18 protein-coding genes and 1 pseudogene are annotated in these 23,079 nt (G+C 52.4%); 13 read left to right on the top strand and 6 right to left on the bottom strand.

Annotated features, from left to right (window positions below; all coding sequences use genetic code 11):
• The first annotated feature begins 9 nt into the window (after positions 1–9).
• The 4 genes from brxD to LL947_RS09190 all read left to right on the top strand — a co-directional run bounded on the left by brxD (position 10) and on the right by LL947_RS09190 (position 10,323).
• Positions 10–1,329, top strand: a complete 1,320-nt coding sequence (gene brxD / locus LL947_RS09205) for a BREX system ATP-binding protein BrxD (protein WP_499833003.1) — start codon at positions 10–12, stop codon at positions 1,327–1,329.
• Positions 1,326–3,458: a DEAD/DEAH box helicase gene (locus tag LL947_RS09200; RefSeq protein ID WP_499833002.1), complete on the top strand. Its 2,133-nt coding sequence runs from the start codon at positions 1,326–1,328 to the stop codon at positions 3,456–3,458. The genes brxD and LL947_RS09200 overlap by 4 nt, the downstream gene beginning before the upstream one ends.
• A gap of 377 nt (positions 3,459–3,835) precedes the next feature.
• Entirely contained in the window at positions 3,836–8,599 is a 4,764-nt protein-coding gene (locus LL947_RS09195) for a protein NO VEIN domain-containing protein (RefSeq protein ID WP_499833001.1), read from the top strand.
• On the top strand, positions 8,596–10,323 hold the full coding sequence (locus LL947_RS09190; RefSeq protein ID WP_499833000.1) for a DEAD/DEAH box helicase: 1,728 nt from the start codon (positions 8,596–8,598) through the stop codon (positions 10,321–10,323). The genes LL947_RS09195 and LL947_RS09190 overlap by 4 nt, the downstream gene beginning before the upstream one ends.
• Positions 10,324–10,664: 341 nt before the next feature.
• Here LL947_RS09190 and LL947_RS09185 read toward each other — a convergent pair.
• Positions 10,665–10,973, bottom strand: a pseudogene (locus LL947_RS09185) (transposase); the annotation flags it as partial.
• An 89-nt stretch (positions 10,974–11,062) separates the two neighbouring features.
• Positions 11,063–12,265: a tyrosine-type recombinase/integrase gene (locus tag LL947_RS09180; RefSeq protein WP_499832998.1), complete on the bottom strand. Its 1,203-nt coding sequence runs from the start codon at positions 12,263–12,265 to the stop codon at positions 11,063–11,065.
• A gap of 468 nt (positions 12,266–12,733) precedes the next feature.
• On the opposite strand from LL947_RS09180, the gene LL947_RS09175 reads away from it, so the two are divergent.
• The 3 genes from LL947_RS09175 to LL947_RS09165 all read left to right on the top strand — a co-directional run bounded on the left by LL947_RS09175 (position 12,734) and on the right by LL947_RS09165 (position 15,456).
• Complete coding sequence (locus tag LL947_RS09175; protein ID WP_290823946.1) at positions 12,734–13,207, top strand: hypothetical protein; 474 nt, start codon at positions 12,734–12,736, stop codon at positions 13,205–13,207.
• 108 nt (positions 13,208–13,315) lie between these two features.
• A complete protein-coding gene (locus tag LL947_RS09170) occupies positions 13,316–14,164 on the top strand; it encodes a sulfurtransferase (protein ID WP_499832997.1) in 849 nt (282 codons plus the stop codon).
• A 110-nt stretch (positions 14,165–14,274) separates the two neighbouring features.
• A complete protein-coding gene (locus LL947_RS09165) occupies positions 14,275–15,456 on the top strand; it encodes an MFS transporter (RefSeq protein ID WP_499832996.1) in 1,182 nt (393 codons plus the stop codon).
• Between the two features lie 89 nt (positions 15,457–15,545).
• Here the strand turns inward: LL947_RS09165 and LL947_RS09160 are convergent, their stop codons facing one another.
• The 3 genes from LL947_RS09160 to LL947_RS09150 all read right to left on the bottom strand — a co-directional run bounded on the left by LL947_RS09160 (position 15,546) and on the right by LL947_RS09150 (position 17,659).
• Positions 15,546–16,445, bottom strand: coding sequence for a CopD family protein (locus LL947_RS09160; protein ID WP_499832995.1), 900 nt, complete (start codon positions 16,443–16,445; stop codon positions 15,546–15,548).
• Between the two features lie 3 nt (positions 16,446–16,448).
• Complete coding sequence (locus LL947_RS09155) at positions 16,449–16,817, bottom strand: copper resistance CopC family protein (RefSeq protein WP_404413515.1); 369 nt, start codon at positions 16,815–16,817, stop codon at positions 16,449–16,451.
• Between the two features lie 86 nt (positions 16,818–16,903).
• Positions 16,904–17,659, bottom strand: coding sequence for a MauE/DoxX family redox-associated membrane protein (locus LL947_RS09150; RefSeq protein ID WP_404413514.1), 756 nt, complete (start codon positions 17,657–17,659; stop codon positions 16,904–16,906).
• Between the two features lie 268 nt (positions 17,660–17,927).
• Here LL947_RS09150 and LL947_RS09145 point away from each other — a divergent pair, with 268 nt between their 5' ends.
• Together LL947_RS09145 and LL947_RS09140 are read left to right on the top strand one after the other, a co-directional pair.
• Positions 17,928–18,530, top strand: coding sequence for a Spy/CpxP family protein refolding chaperone (locus tag LL947_RS09145; protein WP_499832994.1), 603 nt, complete (start codon positions 17,928–17,930; stop codon positions 18,528–18,530).
• Positions 18,531–18,570: 40 nt separating this feature from the next.
• Positions 18,571–18,711, top strand: a complete 141-nt coding sequence (locus LL947_RS09140; RefSeq protein ID WP_404413512.1) for a hypothetical protein — start codon at positions 18,571–18,573, stop codon at positions 18,709–18,711.
• 92 nt (positions 18,712–18,803) lie between these two features.
• On the opposite strand, the gene LL947_RS09135 is transcribed toward LL947_RS09140, so the two are convergent.
• Positions 18,804–19,145: a hypothetical protein gene (locus LL947_RS09135; protein WP_499832993.1), complete on the bottom strand. Its 342-nt coding sequence runs from the start codon at positions 19,143–19,145 to the stop codon at positions 18,804–18,806.
• 116 nt (positions 19,146–19,261) lie between these two features.
• Here LL947_RS09135 and LL947_RS09130 point away from each other — a divergent pair, with 116 nt between their 5' ends.
• From LL947_RS09130 to LL947_RS09115, 4 genes are all read left to right on the top strand, one after another.
• Complete coding sequence (locus tag LL947_RS09130) at positions 19,262–20,548, top strand: lipocalin-like domain-containing protein (protein ID WP_499832992.1); 1,287 nt, start codon at positions 19,262–19,264, stop codon at positions 20,546–20,548.
• Positions 20,549–20,688: 140 nt separating this feature from the next.
• Positions 20,689–21,249, top strand: a complete 561-nt coding sequence (locus LL947_RS09125; RefSeq protein WP_404413509.1) for a DUF4136 domain-containing protein — start codon at positions 20,689–20,691, stop codon at positions 21,247–21,249.
• A gap of 63 nt (positions 21,250–21,312) precedes the next feature.
• Positions 21,313–22,881, top strand: a complete 1,569-nt coding sequence (locus tag LL947_RS09120; protein WP_404413508.1) for a BCCT family transporter — start codon at positions 21,313–21,315, stop codon at positions 22,879–22,881.
• The gene (locus LL947_RS09115) at positions 22,881–23,078 is read left to right on the top strand and encodes a hypothetical protein (RefSeq protein WP_499832991.1); all 198 of its coding nucleotides are present in this window, start codon (positions 22,881–22,883) and stop codon (positions 23,076–23,078) included. The genes LL947_RS09120 and LL947_RS09115 overlap by 1 nt, the downstream gene beginning before the upstream one ends.
• The last annotated feature ends 1 nt before the right edge of the window (position 23,079 follow it).

Genomic DNA, 23,079 nt, shown 5'->3' with positions numbered 1-23,079 from the left:
GAGTACGCCGTGAGTATCAGCCGCCAGCGCCGCCAAGACATCATCGATGCGTTACGCCGAGGTACGGTGCCCCAATACGGCCTGGATGCCCTGGCAGTGGGGTTGGGCCATCTGGAGCAGGCCTTCGATGATGAGCTAGCCAAGGTGGCTCGAGGCGGTGCCGTGTTCAAGGCAATCCGCGGCGAGTATGGCAGCGGCAAGACCTTCGTCAGCCGCTGGCTGCGGGAGCGCGCCCATGGCCTGGGCTTCGCGTGTGCCGAGGTGCAGGTTTCGGAGACCGAGACCCCGCTGCATCGCCTGGAGACCGTCTATCGCCGGCTGATGGAACGACTGACCACCGCAGACTCACCCACGGGAGCCTTCCGCAGCATCATTGAATCCTGGTTTTACACCCTGGAAGAAGATGTGCTGACCCAGCAGTCGATCGATCCCGATGACGTGGAAGCCCTGGTGGAAGCCACCGACCGCTTGATGGAGCAGCGCCTGGGTGAGGTAGTGCGTTCGGCGCCGGCCTTCTCCCTGACGCTGCGCGCCTACCGCAAGGCGCTGCTGGAGGGCGAAGAGGAGATCGCCGATGGGCTGCTGGCCTGGATGGCGGGACAGCCCAACATTGCCGCCGCGGTCAAACGCTATGCGCGCATCAAGGGCGATATTGATCATTTCGGTGCCCTGAGCTTCCTGCAGGGCATCCTGACCATTCTGAAGGACTCCGGGCATCCCGGGCTGCTGCTGGTACTCGATGAGGTCGAAACGCTGCAGCGCATGCGGGGAGACGTGCGTGATAAGAGCCTCAACGCGCTGCGACAGCTGATGGACGAGATAGACAGCGGTCGGTTTCCTGGGCTCTACCTGGTGATGACCGGCACTACGGCATTTTTCGAAGGACCCATGGGTGTGCAGCGCCTGCCGCCTCTCGCCCAGCGTCTGGCGGTGGATTTCGCCACGGATGCTCGCTTCGATAACCCGCGTGCCGTGCAGATCCGGCTGAAGGGATTCGACACCGACCTGCTCCAGGACGTGGGCAGCAAGGTACGCGACCTCTATGCCGCTAACAGCGAGGTGCCCGAGCGGATTCGTTCCCGGGCCGATGATGCCTATGTCGAGAGCTTGGCAATGGCGGTAACAGGTGACCTCGGAGGCAAGATCGGCATCGCCCCGCGTATTTTCCTTAAGAAGCTGGTAGGGGAGGTGATGGACCGCATCGACCAGTTCGAGGAGTTCGACCCGCGTCAGCACTACGCCCTGACGATCTCGGACACCGAGCTCTCGCCTGTTGAGCGAGCAGCCCGTCGGGCTGACTCGACGGATGATATCGAGCTGGATCTATGAGTGCGTTCGATCGGCTGCATCCGGCGCTTCAACACCATATCGTAAATAGCCTGGGGTGGCCGCGTCTTCGCCCCTTGCAGGAGGCGACCATCGAGCCGGTACTGCGGGGCGAGCATGCCATACTCCTGGCACCCACTGCAGGGGGTAAGACCGAGGCGGCGTGCTTTCCGATCCTCTCGCGCATGCTCTCGGAGAACTGGGACGGTATCAGTGTCCTGTACCTTTGCCCGATCAAGGCGCTGCTCAACAACCTGCTGCCCCGTCTCGAATACTACGCCGGCTTGCTGGGTCGCAGCGTGGCGCTCTGGCATGGCGACGTCAGTGCCTCGCGCAAGGTGAAGATTGTCGCGGAGCCCCCGGACATCCTTCTGACCACGCCGGAGTCGCTTGAGGCGATGCTGGTCTCGTCCCGCATTGATCACCGTTGGTTGCTGGGTCGGGTCCGCAGCGTGATCATGGATGAGGTGCATGCTTTCGCTGGCGATGACCGTGGATGGCATTTGCTCTCCCTCGTGGAACGTATTCAGGGTCTCGTGGGCCATGAAGTCCAACGTATTGGTTTATCTGCGACCGTCGGCAACCCAGAAGGGTTGTGTGAGTGGCTGGCCGGTGGCTGTAGCGCACGGCGCAGTGTCATCAATCCGTTGGCGGAGGTAACAAAATCGTCAGAGGTGGAGCTCGATTGGGTCGGATCACTCAAGAACGCCGCCATCGTCATCTCTCGCTTGCACCGGGGTGAGAAGCGGCTGGTATTCGTCGATAGCCGATCTCGGGTGGAACTGCTGGCTATGGAACTGCGTGGACTGGGCGTCAACACCTTCGTCTCACACAGTAGCCTCAGCCTCGAAGAGCGGAAAGCTGCAGAGAGCGCCTTTGCCGAGGGGGCGAACTGCGTCATCGTGGCAACTAGCACCCTTGAGCTGGGTATCGATGTTGGCGATCTGGATCGAGTGATTCAGGTCGACGCGCCATATAGCGTTAGCTCATTCCTGCAGCGTATCGGTCGCACCGGGCGCAGAGCTGATGTGGCTCGGAACTGTCTATTTCTGGCGACTACCGAGGACGCGTTCCTCAGAAGTATCGGGCTGCTTTCCCTCTGGCGTTCTGGCTTTGTGGAACCTATCGAGCCTCCCGCGCTTCCTTTGCACATTTATGCCCAGCAGATCATGGCGCTGTGCCTGCAGGAGCGTGGCATCATCGAGGCGGATATCAAGCGATGGATCGGCAAGATGCCTGGCTTCGAGCGGAGCGCCCCTGAGCAGCGCAGCGCTGTACTTCGCCACATGCAGGAGACCGGCATCCTGCACAGTGACGGTGGCTTGCTCAGTATCGGCGATCGAGGAGAGCGCACTTTCGGCTACCGGCACTTCATGGAGCTCGTCTCCGTCTTTACGACGCCGCCGATGGTTAAGGTGTTCCATGGCAGGCAGGAGCTGGGTGAGGTCCATGAATTGACGTTCGCGGTTGGTGATACGGACAGCCCAGCTCTGCTCACGCTAGGGGGAAGGAACTGGTGCACCACCTATGTCGACTGGCCAAGAAGGCGGGCCTTCGTGGAACCTACTGAGCTGAGGGGGCGTTCACAGTGGCTTGGCTCGGGGCAGCCGATGCACTTCGAGCTTTGTCAGGCAATCGAATCTGAACTGCTCTCGACGGACGTCCCTTACGGGTATTCAAAACGAGCCTCGACGCTGCTTGATGGACTGCGAGAGGAATTCGGCTGGCTGGAGGCGGGGCAGACTTCGGTACTAGTTGATAACGATTGTAACGCCACTTGGTGGACCTTCGCCGGCGCTGTCTTCAACGCGGCCATGGCTAATGCGCTGGGTGACCTGGCTGACAAGGTCAGCTCCGACAATCTGGCAATATCGCTCAGCAAGGTCGTCGACACATCACGGCTGAAGAAGCGAATCAGGCAATTGTTGGATGCTGAGGGCGATGAGGTGGTGAAGGTGCCTCTGGATACGGGGTTCATCCAGGAGCTGAAATTTATGGAGTGCTTGCCTCAGGAGCTAGTCGATGGGGAGCTTTCATCAAGGTACTCATGCGTGTATCAACATGAAAAGTACTCGGAGAGACAGCTGACGATAATCAATTCCTTTGCTCATGGTAGGAACTCCCTAGTGTGAAACTATCAACCTTTTGCCAGCACCTTGTTTTTCTGGCGCTATTGCTGGCAGCCTGAAGTTGCTAACTTTGATAGATAAAAAATAAATTATTGATTTTAAAGGACTGCGACATGTCACTACAAAGACCAAAAAATATTAAAAAATGAAATATTGGTGTAGAAACTGTCGAGGTGGCCAAAATAGAGAATTTTATAAAAAATCGAGAATGATCGCGAAAATATTGTTCCTTGTGATAGTTGCTCAGTTGCATTAAGCTTGGAGCGATTAGAAAGTTTATACCATGGGTTGGTCGAGGGAATGACCTGGCTGCGTACTCTCTGAGCTGGCGAAGAAGGTCTGGTAGGTCACCCTGAACATAATTAAGTCGGTGGGCGCCAATGGAAAAGGAAGTCAAAAAAAAGGTAAGCGGTTCATACACTGCCAATCTTCTCGGAAATATTAAAAGCCATTTGGCTGGGCTGCATGGCTACGATGTGATGGCGCTGGAGCTCATTCAAAATGCGGATGATGCGAAAGCAAAAGAAATCGTATTTGATATCACGGACAGCGGCCTGCTGGTATGTAACAGTGGGGAATTCACTTACTGTGGTGACTTGAACAATGAGTGCAAGTTTCTTGTAGATGGTAATTACAAGTGCGATTATCATCGTATAACAGATGTCGGTAGCGGTGGGAAGCTGTCACGTGGCGAGAATATCGGTCGTTTTGGTATTGGTTTTGTATCCACATACCAGATAACAGACCATCCCGAGATACGCTCATCAGGTATTAAGCTAGCCCTCTATCCAGAACGAGGAGAATGGTTAGTTGAAGATTTCAATGAGCCAAACGGAACATCATTTTTTTTGCCTTGGGCAGACGATCCTAACACTGAGGCGCGCCTTGCACTTGGGATTTCTCATGTCACGCCTTCTCACATGGATCAGCTTGTTAGCGATTTTCAAGCTGTTTTGAGAAAAAGTCTTCTATTTCTGCGACATGTTCGAAAAGCTGAAGTTCGCCGAAATGGTGAACTCTTGCTCGCTTGCGATCTTGATAGAAGCGAAGGTTCAGATCTAATTGTCGGTTACAGGCCAAGTGGCGCTGTTGAACACTGGCACATCCTTCGGGCTAATGTAGATGATAAGGCGCAACAACTTTACGCAAAGCACCCGCAGTTAGAGAGGCTAAATCGAAGTACTAACATAAGTATTGGTATACGTATTGATCCCGAGCAGATTGAGGAGGGACTGCTCTATGCATTCTTGCCTACCGAGCAGAAGACAGGCCTTCCGCTGCACATTAACGCTGATTTCTTTCCAGAGTCTGATCGTAAAGCAGTGATTTTTGCCGGGCACCAGCATGAGCAGGCGTGGAATGAGATGCTTATAGACGCCGCAGCGACCGAGCTAGCAAGAGATCCGGAGGGTCTGCTGAAAATGCTCGGTCACGTCCAGTTGTGGCAGATTCTCAGCCGAGCGTACACCCTGTTCTCCAAGCATTCCGGGCAGCCGGCTTGTTTCAAGCGCTTTTGGGTACACTTAAAGGCCACTGCACCACAAGCACACATTGCGGTAGCATATGACGGCACCTTCCAGAGCCCCAAAGGTGTTTTCCTCCCCCGCAGCCCCCTGAATGATTATGAGGCAAATGCACTTCTGGAGGTAGGTGGCAGACTCGTCAATGAAGTACTGCGTCCATTCCAAACGGCGATGAACCAATTGGGTGCCCCGATCTTGACACTTGAACGGCTGGTTGTGTTATTGGAATCAGCGATGGTGCAGCAGGTGGCGGGCGAGACGAAGGTCGATCATGAGAGGATGGAGTATTTCTATCGCCCTCTTTGGAGTATTATCAACGACCTACTTCCAGATACCGTAAAGGTCAGCCCGAGCAAGAATCCATCATTGCAACGGTTGCTGGCGTTGCCTTTTATCGTCACAGAGGATCTATTCGCGGTAACTATAAACCAGTCTTTCATTGCTCCCACTCCGCTGGATGCAGAGCGTGTTGCAGTATTGCTGCCTAGGCTCGCCATTGCTTCCCACCTTGTAACAGAGTACTCGAAGATACCTCAACTTATCAATGTTCTGAACCTCAGTGAGGTGGTCTCACACATCGAAGTGATGTGCGCCAGCGAACCGGTCGAAGAGGTCATCGGCGTCGACCCGAGGGGTCTGCGTGATCTCTACTCACTGCTTGCTGACCTAGACGAGAAAGGCACCGTCGAAAAGACGGTTTATCAGAAGCTCGGCGATCTGCCCATTTGGCAATCAAGCCGCGGACTTGTCAAAGCCAATCAAGCGCTTCTACCCGGAGACTTCAAAGACCCTACCGGTCAAGCGGACTTGCTGGACGTTTCGGTCTTAACCGAATCAGCCAAGGATCTGCTATCAACAAAAATAGGGGTGCAGACGCAAACGATCGAGGCGTTTGTGAAAACTGTGCTGCCGACTTTTTTTGATGATAATGGTCCGTTGGATTCATCTAAATACAGCCGACTCATCAACGAACTCGCCAATCATCCAAGCTTGATGAACGACGATGACATCCTTCGGCTTTTGGGATCACTTCCAATTGTTCCTACTCAAGATGGAGGCTGGTCTCGTCCGGTCAATACCTATCGGCGGAAGGACGATCTCGTGAAAGTGCTTGGGAATGCGCTCTACCTTTGGCTTGACACCAATCGCATCCCCAGCTCTCGATCGGTAAATACTTTCATCGATAGTCTTGGGATTCGAAAATCGCCGATTCCCAGACATCTGGTTGAAAGAATGCGGTTCATATCTCAAAAATACCTTCCTACCGACGATAGTAAGCGTGCAAGCAGTGAGGCTTTTTACGTCTTGTGTGAAAACTACGAGGAATGGAAAAATAATAAGGAATTTAAAGAGGCGCTTGATAATCTTCGACATTCCGCATGTTTCCCAGCTGATGGGGACGAGGAAGAATGGTATACGGCCGACTCCCTATACGCCCCTCACCGAGCTGACGCATTCCGTTCACAAGCCAATATTCTTGATTACAGAAACACGGGGCGTCTGAAAACAGAGCTGTTGGAAGAGCTCTCTATTTCCATAAATCCTGACACTCGTTTAGTCATTGATCATCTTAAACACTGCATTATGAAGCAGGTGCAGCCTCACGTTTCTACATATCAGGTGCTTAATGAGCGTGCCCAACGATCAGATCCATTTGTTTCTAGCCTCGCTGATATGCAGTGCATTTATGTTGAAAGCATAAAGACTTTCGTGCGTCCCAACCGTTTGTACTGGGAGCCGCAACAGCTAGGGCGTTTCACTTACACTATTCCAAGCAATTACAAGTCGTTCAAGCCACTCTTTGAAGCTATCGGTGTAAAGAATGCTCCAATCGCAAAGGATTTTGTAGATATTCTTCTCGATATCGTCGGGGAATACTTCGAACAGTCTAAGCTGCTGACAGGTCAAGACCGCGCTGTCTATGACTCCTGTCTGGACAGTGTGTCTGCTGCTCATGCCCACGAAGAATTAACTCCATCCGACCTCGTTCGATTGCAGCAGGCACCAACCATCTTGAACTTGCAGGATCGTCTAGTTTATCCGGACGAAGTCTTACTGCAAGATAGTGAATGGCACGCGGGTTTTTTCGACGGAGAGCTTGACCAAGCATTGTGCAAACCAGTTCCTGAGCTCTGGCCATTTATCGAAGTGGTTGGTGTTAGACGGCTCAGCGAAAGAGCACAGGTTGTACTCGAGTTCGTTGATGGTTTGGAAGCTGACGAATCGGCACTTGCCGTTGAGCTGATGGACCGAGCAGACATTCTCTCACGCTTACTCCACGATAAGCCGACAAGAATTCGTAAAAAAATCCGAGAGGCACTCTCTGGCTTGAAAGCTGTTAGCCATGACCTGGTCCGTATCCAAGCCTCCGTCCATCTTGGGGAAGATAAAGTAGATGCTCCTCCTGCCTCGGCCAAAGCATTTTACGACCTTGAGAATGGGTGCTTGTTCCTTGCGCGCCCCGTTGGAGACCGTAGTTGGGCTCATATTCTCAACGCACTATTCCACCAACTAATGCCAGGGGAATCAGGGATCGAAATCTCGAAACTGACTCTCAGCGCTCGACCTTTGATGAGGATGACGGTAGAGGAGGCCCATAGGGAGTTGAGCGATGCCGGATTTCCATATCTAGATTTAGAAGCCAGCAGCGTTGAGGATTTAACCTCACCTGACCTTGATGAAATGAGCAGCGACATAGGTCTTTCCTCGCCAGAGGAAACTTCTATAACGCCTGTTTCAGATCAGCGTTCGCAAGAAAGCGAAACTCAACTTGATGGGATAGGTCGGAAACTGACCGAACATTCCGGACATCAGGGTATAGCAGAGCGAACAGTGCGCAGCAGCTCTGATGAAGGCTCTAAGAGTTCCGAAAAAGATACTACTAAACGAAATGGTTCTATAATTGGCGAGGGCGGCAGTAGTCGGTCAGAGCAAGGCGAGAGTCGCGAGAGAAAATCACGCTCTCAGCACAAGGAACAGTGGGACCGTAGACTGCTTTCATACGTTCGTCAGATACAAGAATGTTCCTCAGAGGGAGGCGATCAGGAGGAACCATCGGCGCACAACCTTGCTGTCGAGGTCGTCGCACGTGAAGCGGTATGTAACTATGAAAAGGAGCGCGGTCGTGTGCCGGAGCAGATGGCTCAAACGCACCCTGGTTATGATATCATCAGCTGTAACCCGGTGACCGGCGAAGACCGGTTCATCGAAGTGAAGGGCATCAATGGAGAGTGGAACCAAACTGGTGTCGGTCTATCACGCCTCCAGTTTATCAATGCTCAAGACTACGGGGGGCGTTACTGGCTCTATGTCGTTGAATTCGTTTCCGATGCTGAAAATATTCGAGTGCATCCCATTCAAAGTCCGGCAAATCAAGTTGCAGCGTTTATGTTTGACGGTAACTGGCGGGATGCAGTGACGGAGGAGCGAGCGGAACCTTCCGCAATGTTTATTCCTGGTGCCAGTGTACAACACCAGGATATGGGGCGTGGAGAGATTCAGGATGTTGTAACTCGCGGGAGTACCAAGCTATTGACGATCCTATTTGATGGTAAGGAGCGCCCCACTCCTAATGTAACTTTGAACTTGCATCGCATGCGTGTTGTGGATGAGTCCGAATGACAAAAATTATTCCTGAACTTTCTGAGACACAGCTCAATAGTCTTCCATCGTCAGCTGAAGCTAAGGTCTACCGGTCATTGCGGGATAATCTTCCAAAAGAGTATGTCGTGTTTTTTCAAGTCGGGTGGATCATGCGCCGAGAAGAGGAGCAAGCAAAGGATGGCGAAACGGATTTCGTAGTATGTCATCCCGACCATGGATATCTCTGTATTGAAGTAAAAGGTGGTGGCGTCGGATTTGATGCGGACAGAGGGGAATGGTTTTCTGTAGACCGTTATCACAAGAAGCACTCCATCAATAATCCAGTAAGTCAGGCTTTAAAAGCTAAATACTCGATCAGATCTAAGCTTAACGAAACTCCAAGGTGGCGTGATCTTGGGCTGGGAAATGTACTTCGAGGTCATGCTGTTTTATTCCCTGATATTGGTGATTCAAGAGCGTTAAGTCGACCAGATATGCCAGCTGAACTGATTGGAGTTTCCAGGTCTCTTCAAGATCCTAAGCCGTGGATTGATGGGGCCTTTATCTACTGGGGTAATGATGCTGGTACTTTTAAGAAGATAGGTCGGCGTGGCATTAGTGTTTTTAGAGACGTTTTTGCTAGATCTTTTATCGTCGCTCCTCTGGTCGCATCTCGGCTTGCTGATCAAGAAGCTCGCAGACTATTGCTCACAAAAGACCAAATGCGTGTCCTTGATTCCCTTCGCTCACATCGTAGGGTCGCAGTGAGTGGCGGCGCCGGTACTGGCAAGACGGTGTTAGCCCTTGAGAAGGCTCGTCGTCTTGCATCGGAAGGCTTCAAGACTCTATTGACCTGTTATAATAGACAGTTGGCAGATCATTTGTCGAGAATTTGCGCCGGCATGAAAAATCTTGATGTAATGAGTTTTCACCAACTTTGCTATCGCCAGGTTGAGAAAGCTAATAATTTTTCGGGTCGGGATCTTGTATCTGAAGCTAAAGTGACGTATCCAGGAAAGGGGCTTTATGATGTACAGTTGCCTAATGCTTTTGCGTACTCCCTTGAGGTGCTTCCTGATCGCTATGACGCAATCGTGTGCGACGAAGGTCAAGATTTCCGCGAAGAATTTTGGGTCCCTCTCGAACTGTTGTTGTCAGATTTCGATAATTCACCGCTTTACGTATTTTACGATGATAACCAGAATATTTATTCCCGTGCGGGTACGTTTCCGATACGTGAGGAACCTTTTACTCTGACAATTAACTGCAGGAACACCGCCCCAATTCATTTGGCTGCCTATAAACACTATAAGGGGGTTCCTGTTAGCCCTCCTGATATCGAAGGAGACGATTTGCAATTTGAGGAGCTTCCAGGGCGCGAGGCTCAAGCGGCAAAAATAAATTCCAAGATAGTTGATCTCGTTGCTCGTCAAGGAATTTCTGCTGGAGATATTACTGTTCTCATTGCAGATTCGCAGCGCAAAGCTGAGTATTTCGCTATTTTAAGGAAGCTTCCTTTACCAAAGCCGGCAACTTGGTTAGAGGAAGGTGTTCGTGCCAGTAACACTGTTCTGGTTGAAACTATTCAACGATTCAAAGGGCTGGAGTCTCCTATAGTTTTTCTGTGGGGCTTGGATACCATTAATTTGACTCGTAGCAATGAGCTTCTTTATGTGGGAATGAGTAGGGCGAAATCGCTACTGATCGTAGTAGGGACTTCAGCCACCTGTGGCGATCTTCAGCAAGAAGTTTTGAGCTCTTGACTGATTGTTAATTAAGTTTGCTATTGCTTTGCAATGACCCTTTGGTTTCTTCACACCCTATGCAGCTATTGCGGGGTGTGCTGGGGGGGGGGGAAGAGCACGGCTACTGCTGATCGCGCTTGGAAATAAGTGTTGTCAGCTCGTCTATATCGGCCTTCAGCTGAGCGCAGCGGTAATTGTTGTAGTCGGGGAGCTGGATCGGAAATCTCTGGCGCCCTTGAAGAAGCCGCTTGATAGTTTCTTCGCGCTGGCGTTCACCGCTCCTTACAAGGTTTTCGTACTCCTTTTAGAAGCTGCCCGTGATCTCCTCCAGTAGAGCCTCGATCTGCGGGTAATCGTCTACCGCGCGCATCGCTGCAGGCCAACTGCCAGAGCGGGTCACGGCGCAGGGTGTTGGTATCGCTGAGATCGATCCATCCCATCGCGCGCTGCAGCACCAGGGTCCGCAACAGACTGGCCAGCGAATGCCGAATACGCAGAGGGTGGCGCGGATCGACCAGATTGGCTTCGAGCGCCTCGTTCACGCCGCTGCAGTCGAGGGCTTCACGCAGCAGCAGCGCGCCGCTGTCGCTGGTGGTTCGATGGCCGCTCAGCTCGACGCGGACAGAGCCGTTGCATGAAGGCGTCCAGGTGGATAGGCTTTCACCCATGGCGAGTGGTCCTCTTGAATCATGTTCTGTCAGGAACGCCCTGATTCTACATGAGAAAATCACTCGCCATCTTCGTTTTTAATTCGGCCTCATGAATTAGGCGGGGTAAGACAGTCTGCCCACTCCTGCATCATCGCTCGCCGCTTCTCGAACAGATCGCCTCGGCGGTAAGCGGCTTCAACCTTGTTCTCGATGGTGTGGGCCAGCGCCATTTCGGCCACATCACGAGGGTAGCTGGTGACCTCGCCTGTCCAGTCACGAAAGCTCGATCGAAAGCCGTGGGGCACGTAGTCGCCATGCTCGCCATCCGGCCCATAGCCCATTCCGCGCATCAGCTGCAGCATGGCCATATTTGAGAGGGGACGACCCTGGCGAGCTCCGGGGAAGACATACGGATTGCCATTCACCCGTGGCAGCTGGGTCAGCAGCTCCATCGCCTGCCGAGACAGCGGCACCCGATGCTCACGACGTGCCTTCATTCGGTCGGCTGGGATCGTCCAAGTCTCATTCTCGAGGTCAATCTCGGGCCACTCCGAACGAAGCACTTCTGAGGTTCGCGTCGCTGTTAGTATCAGAAACTGCAACGCCTTGGCGGAGATGCTCGAGTAGCCCCGGAGTTCAGCCATGAAGGCTGGAACCACTTCATATGGCATGGCCGGGTGGTGGGTCACCTTTTTGACGCGGGATGGCTTGGCCAAAAGCTTGTCGAGGTGGCCTCGCCAGCGAGCCGGGTTCACAGGATCCCGGTAGTTATGAGCCGCCGCGTAGTCGAGGACGTTCTCGATCCTCCCCTGTACCCGTTTGGCTGTTTCGGTTTTGCTGGTCCAGATCGGTGACAGGATCTTCAGGACATCCTGGGTGGTGACCTCATCGACCGGCTTGGTGCCGATTATTGGGCGGGCATAGGCCTTCAGGGTACTGACCCATTGCCGTGCATGCTTGCTGTTTCGCCAGCTGCGGCGGTGGGATTTGATATAGCGCGCGGCACAGTTGTTGAAGGTGGGCGTCGCCTCGGTAGCTTGTTCCTGCTCGCCCTGGACCCCCATGGGGTCGAGGCCGTTCTTGACCAGCTTGCGGTGATCGCCAGCGCGCTCTCGTGCCAGAGCCAGGCTGACGTCCGGATAGCTTCCGAGCCCCATGTAGCGCTGTTTGCTGTTCAGTTTGAAGCGATAGATCCAGCTGACCGACCCTCCTGCGGTAATCTGCAGGTATAGCCCCTGGCCATCGCCGGTCATGCCTTTCTTGCCTTCCTTCGCGAGCTTCTGAACCGCCTTGCTGGTGAGCTTGCCCATGTGCTGTCTCACTGCCCTGATGTGTAATGCCAAGCAGCCTACCACAACCTGACCCACACTTTGACCCACACTCTTGGGCTGGCTTCAACGTGACTGGATTGCACGTGTCTGGACGGAAAAAAGAGGTTAAGCCAATAAAATCAGCATTTTGATAGTTTTATATGGAGGTTGTTGGATGCTATACAAGCGGACTCCCCCTCCGCCAGAATATAGATTAAGCCGCTGATTCCAGCGGTTTTTTTGTGCTTGTTACTTGCCCTACCTATTAATATATTGCGCCCTTGCTTGACTTGACCATTTATCAGCTTTTCTATTGAAGCCGATAGCGTTGTGATTGCTTTGACAAATCAGCTTCAATCTTCAGGTAGCTCAAGACTGACGTCAGTGCGTTATAAAATCCATGATACGCTTAACAAGCGAGAAGTTGTTGACCACCTCCTTGCTGACAGAATGGGAGAACACAGACATATGAGCCGTCATATCATCAAAATTGACGACAATGGTGAAGGTGCCAGAGCAGAGCAGTTAAATCTTTCCAATCTTGCCAGTGCCGCTGTTGAACTGCTTGCAGAGTATCCGGTACATCAGCGCGAAAAAATGTGCAGCAAGCTGATGGGTATGATAGATGCTGGACTGGAAGACATTGAAAAGGCTGAGCTGCAGCAGATTGAGCAGAGTATTGATGCAATGGCAACCAAATACGGTCCGCTTGTTACCTGGCAGGCTGCAGGTGGGTGGATTGAACTTGAGCTTCCGCTGGCCCTGGTGGAGCAGGTAAACGCTGATCATGATGATGCAATGCAGACGCTAACCATACTATTGTCTCCGCAACTCGATCGGATACCGCCTGCGATGATGGCAGATGCCCTGGCTGATCAATATCTTGGTAAACGCAGTGACTATCTAGCATTGGTTGCCTTGGCCTGCCGCGAATTGAAATAGCCTCTGAACCTGTCGTTTTGGCAAACAATCAGGTTTTTTCTATTTGATTATCACGGCAATTCAAGACTCTAAAACCGTCAGTGTGTTCACTTCAGAGCGGAGAACATTATGTCCTCACCCCTTGTGACGTGCCAATGGCTGCAGGAAAATCTGGATAATGACAATCTGGTGCTGATCGATGCAAGCATGGCGACGGTTATTGGTAAAGAGCCGATAGTTTATGATCAACCGGTATGCATACCGGGTAGCTACCAGGTTGATCTTGAAGGGCGGCTTTGCGATACCGAATCCTCTCAACCGCACGCCTTTCCAACTGAGAATCAGGTTACTGAGGAAGCGCGCAGGCTGGGCATTACCTCTGAAAGCCTGGTGGTGGTCTATGACAATCAGGGCATTTATTCAGCCCCCCGAGCCTGGTGGATATTTCGGGCGATGGGTGTCAAACACGTTTTTGTGCTGGATGGCGGCCTGCCTCAGTGGCTGGCCGAAGGACGAGAGGTGGTGTCTGCACCGGTTGCCAATGCGGCAATGTCCGGCAGTTTTGTGGCCAATTTTGATCATAGCCGGGTTCGGGGCTGGTCATACGTTTTCAACCATCTGGAGAATGATCAGGTAACAGTCATCGATGCCCGGTCTCGTGAGCGTTTTCTGGCGCAGGTCCCAGAACCCCGCCCAGGGGTGCGTGCTGGACACATCCCTAACTCCCACAATCTCCCCTTTGCTAACGTGCTGGAGGGTGACCGTTTCAAGCCCGTCAGCGAACTCAAGGCAATATTTTCTCAGTACGCCCCAACCTTGCAATCCGCTAATGAGCAACAGATGGTGTTTTCATGTGGGTCCGGTATCACCGCCTGTATTATTTTACTGGCCGCTGAGCTGGCCGGGTATGACTATCTGTCGCTGTATGACGGTTCCTGGTCAGAGTGGGGAAGAGATGCCTCGCTGCCAGTGGCTTGAGTGAGGCCCTAGGTTGCAAGTGGAAAAAATTTACCTGATGTGAACAGATTTTTGCTCATCGTTGGGCAAATATGTCACCAATAGGCGTGTTTGTTCGCGTAAGGTGTGTCATGGAACTCTTTCAGGATAAGCGCTATCGCCATCTTTACTTGGCACAGGTAATGGCGCTGATCGGCACGGGCTTGACCACCGTAGGACTTGCCTTGCTGGCCAGCGAGTTGGCGGGAAACCGTGCGGGTGAGGTGTTGGGTACCGCACTGGCCATCAAGATGATCGCGTATGTGGTCATAGCCCCTGTGGTAGGCGCCTATGCCACCCGGCTACCGCGACGCGCTCTGTTGGTAGCGCTCGATCTGATGCGCGCCTTGGTGGTGGTCAGCTTGCCGTTTGTGACAGCGGTATGGCAGGTTTACGTGCTTATTTTTCTTCTTAATACGTTTTCAGCGGGATTTACCCCTGTATTTCAGGCAACTATCCCCGACATTTTTGAAGATGAGCGTCGTTATACAAAAGCGCTTTCCATGTCCCGCCTGGCCTATGATCTGGAAAATCTGTTGAGCCCACTATCTGCTGCCATGTTATTGGCGGTCATGTCGTTTAATGCGTTATTCGTGCTTAACGCCGCTGCTTTTATGCTGTCGGCGCTGCTGGTGGTGAGCGTCTCGCTGCCGTCATCGCAGGTGCCGCCCAAGGTAGTAGGAGGCGTGTGGGCGCGGTTGAGCCAGGGTGTCGTTCTCTATTTACGTACTCCCAGATTAAGAGGTTTATTGGCGCTGAATATGGCCGTCGCTTCTGCAGGCGCCATGCAGATTGTCAATACTGTGGTCTATGTGCGCCATGTTCTGGGCGAGGGGGAGACCAGCGTAGCGATTGCATTTGCGGCGGCAGGCAGTGGTTCGATGTTGATAGCACTATCACTGCCTCGCTTGCTTAAACGCTTGAACCAGAGGGCTGTGATGCTGGCCGGAGGGATGCTGATGAGTGCTTCATTATTCGGCGGGCTGTTGTCTCCCGGTTTTCATGGCTTGCTGTTGTTATGGCTTGTATTGGGAGCAGGGTCCTCGATGGTCATGACGCCTAGCGGGCGGCTATTGAAGCAGTCCTGCCAGGCTGACGAACGACCGACCCTTTTTGCGGCTCAATTTTCACTGTCTCATGCCTGTTGGCTGATCGGTTATCCACTGGCTGGCTGGTTAGGTGCTTCGCAGGGTATGACGGTGGCTTTTGCCGTTCTAGGCGTTATGGCGTTGGTATCTACTCTGGCCGCAATGCAGCTATGGCCTGCACATTAAAGCAGCCTGACAATTTACCTGGCTTGGCGATCTCGCTCTGAAAATAAATCAGCCGACAATAGTGTTGACACACCCCTGGAAGGGACTGTCTAAGGGGATGTGGTCGTTGTCAGTGTCGCGGTGATCACAAGGATAAACATCACCAGCAGAATCTCTAAGGCTATACTGCGTTGCAACTGCCGGGAAGCATTAACCTCGCCACGTTCAAAGGCGGGTGCCCAACGCCATTTATTGGCTGCCGCTAACAGCAGCAGTAGTGCGACAATCATTACTTTACCGGCCAATAGCTGGCCATAATCAGTGGTCAATAGTGCTAAAGGCCCTCCGGTTAGCCATGCTGCCAGCGTGATACCCGCGATGACCAACAAGCCCACGACCAGCATGGCAATCTGTCCGAAGCGGGTGAGTATTCGGGCAGTGTTGGCCGGGTCATGTCGGCTGCCTGCCAGGCAGTAAAGCGGCCAGAGTGACGCTACCCAGAAAGCCGCTGCCAGCACGTGTACCATCAATAAGCCAGCGAGCAGCAGGCGCGGGGAATTGACGCTATGTCCAACCTGTGTGAAAGCCAGCAATACCAGCAGGATGCCCGCCATGCTCAGGCTGATAGTGAGCTTGGATAGTGTTGGTTTATTAAACTGAAGTGCCTGAATCAGCAACAGCCCGATCACTAAAAGAATCAAACGTCTGCCCTGGGCGCTATCGAACACCATACCAAGCAACATAGGATCTGTAGCAGCAGTGATATTGGCGCCACCCAGGTAACCGGCTTGTAATGGCCATTGCAGTATCACCAGAGCAATCCCTATCCAGGCGGTGATAATGCCCATACGGGCGACACGCCTTCGCTCGTCATCAGGAAGGGTTGGAAACGCCAGGCGAAACAACACTGCTCCCATTGCAATAAGAGCACTAAGATAGACCCCGGCCGCCACGCCAATCATCATGGCGCTCCAGGCGTCGAGTTCCTTAATGGCTGACCACCAGGCCACTGATCAATCCTCAACCGAAAAGTTGAAACTCTCCGACATCATATGCCCATCAGTGGATAGGCCACGCCAGTTGACCTCATAGTCTCCTGCGGGAAGCGCTTGCTGCGGTTGGGTAAAAAAGCGTTCAACTTCTTCGCTCCCCGGTTGACGCTCCAGGTTCACAACACCGTCAGGGCCGGTCACCTCGAACTGGGTAATCCGCATCACGCCATCAAAGGCAACACCAATCTGTTCAGGGGACCCGTTTACAGTGGTGCCATTCTCCGGTGAGGTCTCGGTGGTTTCCTGATGAGCCAGTACCGGTACTGCCAACGTCAGTAACAATGGCGCCAAGGCCGTTCTGGTCGGAAAGGTTCTGATACGCTTGCTCATGTTGAATTCCTTACGGTTTGTCACGCGTTCTCGGGGCGGTGTTTTTGGCGCAGCGTTTGCACCCTGGTGACTTAAGATATCAGCCATCATCCAAGCAGTATACGCAATGGCATCCAGAGGCCCATGCCCATCATGACGAGGTTTTCGGTAAGTGACACAAACCCCAGGGGCACCTTGCTGTTTCCACCGACGCAGGCGCATTTCAGTTCACGCTTGTCGATATACACTGCCTTGAACACCGATACGGCGCCTACCGTGCCTACAAACAGCGCCAGTGGCGCAGCAAGCCAGATCAAGGCGCCAGCGAGCATAAGCAGGCCCGCCAGGGTTTCGGCGTAAGGATAGAGATATGCATAAGGGACATAACGCTGTGCCAGTAAGTCGTAGTTAAGAAACATGGAGCTGAAGCTCTCCACGTCCTGCAGTTTTTGCAGGCCCAACAGCACCATGGCAGTCGCAATGAAATACTCCGGCATTCTGGCGCTGAACAGGTTGCCCTGAGCCGCCCAGCTGATGGCAAAACCCATCAACAGCGCAGTAGCAAAAATCGCCAACACCGGCTTGTAGCTGGTGGCATCAGCATCGGGAACGCTCATCCCCAGGTGCTCACGCAGCTCTTCATAGCCACCGATGCGTTCATCGCCCAGATATACCTGAGGTGTTGTTTCAACGCCTGCCTGTTCTTTAAACGCGTCGATTTCCTCGCGCGAGGTCAGCGGGTTGTCGTCGATTTGGTAACCTTTGCGCCTGAGCAAGTCGACGGTTTTCAAACCAAACGGACACATGTGCTCTGCTGTTTTCATTCGATAAACACGCGCATTAGACGGCGAGGTGGATGCCATGATCAGGCCTCCTGATGTCAGTCTGGAATGTGACTAACAGCTTAGAGCCTTGGGCAGGCCGAAAGTCAAGTTTTTAGACAGCTTTAAAATGATCCGGAATCATGCTGAGAGGCAATGCCGCTAGGTCAAATACTGTTTCCGCTTGACCTTGGTGCGGCCCATAGGTTGTACGCTGATAGTGCAAGATTGATGCTTGCTTCTTTTCATACTGGTAAAAAATGGTGTTAAGACGAGCTGTTTTATCTGTGACATGTTGGGAGTAAATCATATGGTTAAGCATCATAAGATGATGGCTGTGGCATTGGTGACAAGCCTCACTGCTGTAACCGCAACGGCGCTGGCTCAAGGTATGAACCAGGGAGCCCAGGGCCAGGGGGGTATGATGAACGGCCAGGGCGGAATGAGTTCCGGCATGATGATGCACGGGATGGGAAATCAACGCCAGGGTAGCCTGATGAACGGCCAGGGTAGTATGGGCTCAGGCATGATGATGGGCGGAATGATGAATGGTATGAGCCCCGGCATGATGATAGATGGCATGGGGTCGATGGCGGGCATGACCAATATGCTTGATGAGGCTCAGATGAGCAGTATGCGTGAAATGCGTCAGGAGCATCGTGCTACTCAGCTGGAGCGAATGGGTGAGATGATGAATATGCGCGATGACATGATGCAGATCATGCAGGCTGAACGCCCGGACCCTGAGGAAGTGAAGGCGCTGCACGGTCAGATGGCCAGTCTGCATGGCGAGATGATGGCTGATAACGTGCGCATGCGTAATCAGGTCCAAGACTTGCTGACCGACGAACAACGCGCCCGGATGAGAGGCAATATGTCAGGCCACGGCGGTCTCAATGACCAAGGCCAGTAATAAGTCTGATTCAACAACTTCCTGTTTCAGGAGTACTGCCATGATGAATGCCGATTGCTTTGCTTTCATGGGGTCAATGGGGTGGCTTGGCTGGTTGATGCCTGCCGCCATGCTGCTATTAATTGGCTTCGCGATTGCCGCACTGGCCAAGTATCTCTTCAGCGGTTCACGTAAGGATTAATGCGACCGTTAAGTCATAGTGTTCCTCCCTGGTAGCATGATGTTGAAGTCGGCATCTGCCCAGGGAGCCTGGCGAGCTAAAGCCATTCTGAATCACCCCCACTCCAGGGCCTGTTGACGTTTCATTACAAGAGATGAAACGTCAACAGGCCCCAGACGTACTACAAGCTTGACCAGCGAACCAGCGGCACTTATCAGTTGATAGGTGCCGTTTTGCATTAAGCTATCAGCTTCACTGTGATTGCTTTCCTCATGATGGTGATAAAAGAGATTGCTCTGGCTGCCATTTTTTACGGTATGAATCGCCGTGGGTAAGGTATATAGAATAAAAGAATTATAAACGATTAAACTATTGTATATATACGAATGGTTTATAAAATAATTGAAGTTGTTAGCCTTCTTAGTAGCTTTCTTTATTGATGCAATATTCTGCACTCTTTCTCCTTGTTAATGGAGTAATGTTTTCTATACTTTTTTAGTGGTTTAAAGCTTGGATTGACTGCTTTCTATTGCTTACCTCCGTTAATCAGCCACATCCTGAGAGGTCATGAATGAACACAAAAACTTTTGCGGCCACAGTGTTGGCCATGGCGGGCACTTTTCAGACAGCTTCGGGCGAAATGCCGCCGCCGGTTGAAGGCTCGGGTATTGAAACCCAGAGTGGTCAGGCCCTTTATCAGTTTCCGCGCGATCATGCCTGGCATGGGGGGAGCTTCTATCAATCCAACGATTACAATGAATGGCATTACATAACCGCCATCGGTGAAGATGTTGAGACGGGTGAACGGATATCAGTTTTCTGGGTTCCTCTTGCGCAAGGCTGGATGAGCCAGGAAGAAAAGCAACGCCCACTGCATAATGTTCTTTTTGCGTTCCATAATCTGGATACCGGTGAGTTTCACACGTCAATGCCTTATCTTACGGGGCCGCTGCAGACTGAAGGCACGGACCCGGATGCCGATGATTTCGGTTTCAAGTACTCCATTGATGATGGTAGTAACGGTTTTACAACCCAATACGACCATCCTACAGAGACCTGGCAGTTTTCCGGTTATAACACCAAGGACGACAAATGGAATCAGCCGTTTAAGTTGAATATGACTGCCACTTTACAGGAACCGGGCTATGTGCCGATGGCTTATTGGGGATTGGAAAGCATTGGTATAGATCCTCAGGATCGTCAGAATCCTGAAACCATGTATGGGCTGACTTACTACTACACTGCTCCGAGCATGGCTGTAGAAGGTTCGGTAGAAGTGGGCGGACGAACGATTGAGTTTGATGCGGAAGGCTGGTTCGAACACCAGTGGGGTAATTTCCGGAATACTTTTCAGTATCGCTATTTCTGGGCCTGGTTCCGTTTTGAAAATGATGATGTATTGACCTTCAGGCAGTATTACAAGGACGATGATTTCCGCGACCCCAACTACCACGTCAATCGCTACCTGTTCATGGACGGTGAAACCCATGAACGCTCTTACGCCTTCGGCGATGCCTTCAAGCTGATTCCTTCCAAGATGTGGACATCACCCAAGTCGGGTAAAGAGTACCCATGGTGGGGGCGTATCGAGACCCCTCAGGGAACCTATTACTACGAACCGACTTATCCCGACCAGGAAGGATACGGGCTGGCCGGACCGTATATTGAAGGCGCCATTCAGTTGCGTGAAGGTTCTCCGGATGGGCCGATCGTAGCCACAGGGTTTACCGAAATGATCATGTTGACAGAGCCGTACGCTGACGGCACGGATCCCTCATACGGCCCGCCTGTGTCTCGCAGTCTTCCGGATGATCCTGATATGCCGTGGACACCATGGCAGCGGGATGAACAGGACTGACGCTCTTGCGCTTCTCTCAGACATGCCTGTGAAAAGTAATGTTCTTAGCAGGCATGTCAAGGAAGTGTTACTTGAAAAGGCTTGGGCCTGGATGCCCAGGCTTTTTAATCATATCAATAATGTTTTACCGAGGAAGCAACATGCAGCTGAGCAGATCGATAGTGACGCTTTTGGTGGCCGTTTTTCTAACCGCTTGTGCTAGTACTCCGCAAATCGAGACATTGCGGGCACCTGAAGTTGAGTTCGCCGATTACACGACGTTTGCTTTTGTCGAGCCATTGGGCACTGACAGGGCTGGGTACGCCTCGCTGATTTCCCAGCAGGTTATGTTTTCAATCAGGCGTGAACTTGAATCCCAAGGGCTAATATTTTCAGACGACCCTGAGCAGGCCGAAATGCTTGTTAATGCACATACCCACCTCGATGAGCAGATCAGGGTTCGCGAGGTGGTCGATCCGTTTATTGGGCCGTCCTACCTGGATTACCGTTATGGATTCTACTCGGCCTGGCCGAGCTATGCGACCCGTACCGAGGTCTCTCAATATACCGTGGGCACCCTCACCATCGACTTGATTGATGCAAATGAGCAGATGATGGTCTGGGAAGGTACTGCGCGGAATGTCATCACCGAAAAAACGCGTCGGGATGCTGCTGCTGCTATTGATGACATGATCGCAAGGATTTTCGAACAGTACCCCTAGTGGTCAACACAATAAAGGTTGCATTCAACATGCCAATATCCCGCCAGAATCAGGAGTAATGTAATGACCCGTCCCGCCAATGCCTCGAGGTCTTTTATACCCAATCGCGTCTTTGTCACATCCTTGATCCTTGTGGCTGCCTTTGGCGGATGGGGGTTGATTGATCCTGATGGCATGAGTAGTACGTCATTGGGCTTTACCACTTTCATGTTAACCAGTATTGGCTGGTATTGGCTTTTGATCAGTACCGGCTTTTTGATCCTTGCCGGATTCCTGGCATTAGGCCCCTATGGGAGTGTCAAGCTTGGCGACGACGATGAAGAACCCGAGTTTTCGACAGTGTCTTGGATCGCCATGCTATTTGCCGGCGGGATGGGGGCGGGGCTGATTTTTTGGGGGGTTGCCGAGCCGCTGTATCATTTCCGTGACCCACCCGGTATGCCGGGGGAGACGGCTGAAGCCGCGCGCGCTGCGTTTAAACTGACCAATCTGCATTGGGGGTTGCATGCCTGGTCAATCTACGGAGTGTGCGCGATGGTGATTGCGTATTTCACATTCCGGAAAAAGCAAAAACCCTTGATTTCGGCGCCCATTGAATCGCTTTTTCCTGGAAAAGGTGGCCAGCGTTTAGGGCAGGTTGCCAATGTTCTTGGAGTATTTGCGGTCGTATTCGGGCTAGCGGGCTCCCTGACCATGGGAACCCTACAGATCAGGGCGGGCTTGGGTGAACTGATGGGAACGCCGCTGAACTTCACCATGTCGCTTTTAGTCATGTCTGTCATGTATGCCACCTACATGACGTCGACCTCCGTCGGGGTCGATCGTGGTATCAAACTGCTTTCCAATATCAATATGGCCGTAGCCGTCCTGATGGTGATTTATATTGCCGTGCTTGGGCCAACCGCCTTCATATTCGAGACGCTGATTGATTCGATTGGCACCTATATAACGCAGTTGCCATCCATGGCCTTTCATCTGATGCCATTTGAAGGTCTTCAGGAGTGGACCGCAAGCTGGACGCTCACCTACATGATCTGGTGGCTTGCCTGGGGGCCTTTCGTCGGGATTTTTATTGCGCGTATCAGTCGCGGTCGTACCATTCGTGAATTTTGTGCAGGCGTCATTATTGTGCCGACCCTGTTCTCACTCTTCTGGTTCGCTGTGCTGGGAGGTGCTGGCGTCTTCATTGAAATGTACGGCGGCGGTGGCATTGCTGAATTAGTGTCACAAGATGTCAGCCGAGCGTTTTTTGTGTTTCTTGATTTCTTCCCTTTGGGTCAGCTACTTGGCTTCGTTGCATTATTTCTGATTTTTATATTTCTGGTGACGTCGGCAGATTCCGGCAGCTTCGTACTGTCAATGATGACCAGTGATGGTCAACTGAATCCTCCGCTGACCTACAAGTTGGTGTGGGGCACCTTGGTTGCCATATTAACCGTGGCGACCTTGTTCAGTGGCTCGGTGGAGGTGGCCAAAGCCATGGCCGTGACTGGGGCCATTCCATTTTCAGTCGTGCTGCTGATGCAGGTAGCAGGATTTATCCGGGCAATTCGTGAAGAGCGCTCCAGCAGGTCTGGCGGAGGCATCGTAAAAGCCTCTACCGGCGCGACAGAACATAAAGGAGCGTCGTGATGATGATCCTGCGTAGCTTTTTGACCCTGACCGCCATGCTCGTTTTTCTGACCGCATGCAACGCCAATCGTGAACCACTTCAGGTGGGGGGTAAACAGTCACCGGAAGACCTGATTGTGGCTGAGTTGATCGCTGAAATGGCCCAGGCCGAGGGTATCCGGTTCAGCGGCGTATCGGGCTGGGCGGTAGCCGAGTGAC

It is taken from the genome of Halomonas sp. BLK-85, assembly GCF_044792155.1.
Lineage (GTDB): Bacteria > Pseudomonadota > Gammaproteobacteria > Pseudomonadales > Halomonadaceae > Vreelandella.
This window is presented reverse-complemented; position numbering and strand designations above follow the sequence as displayed.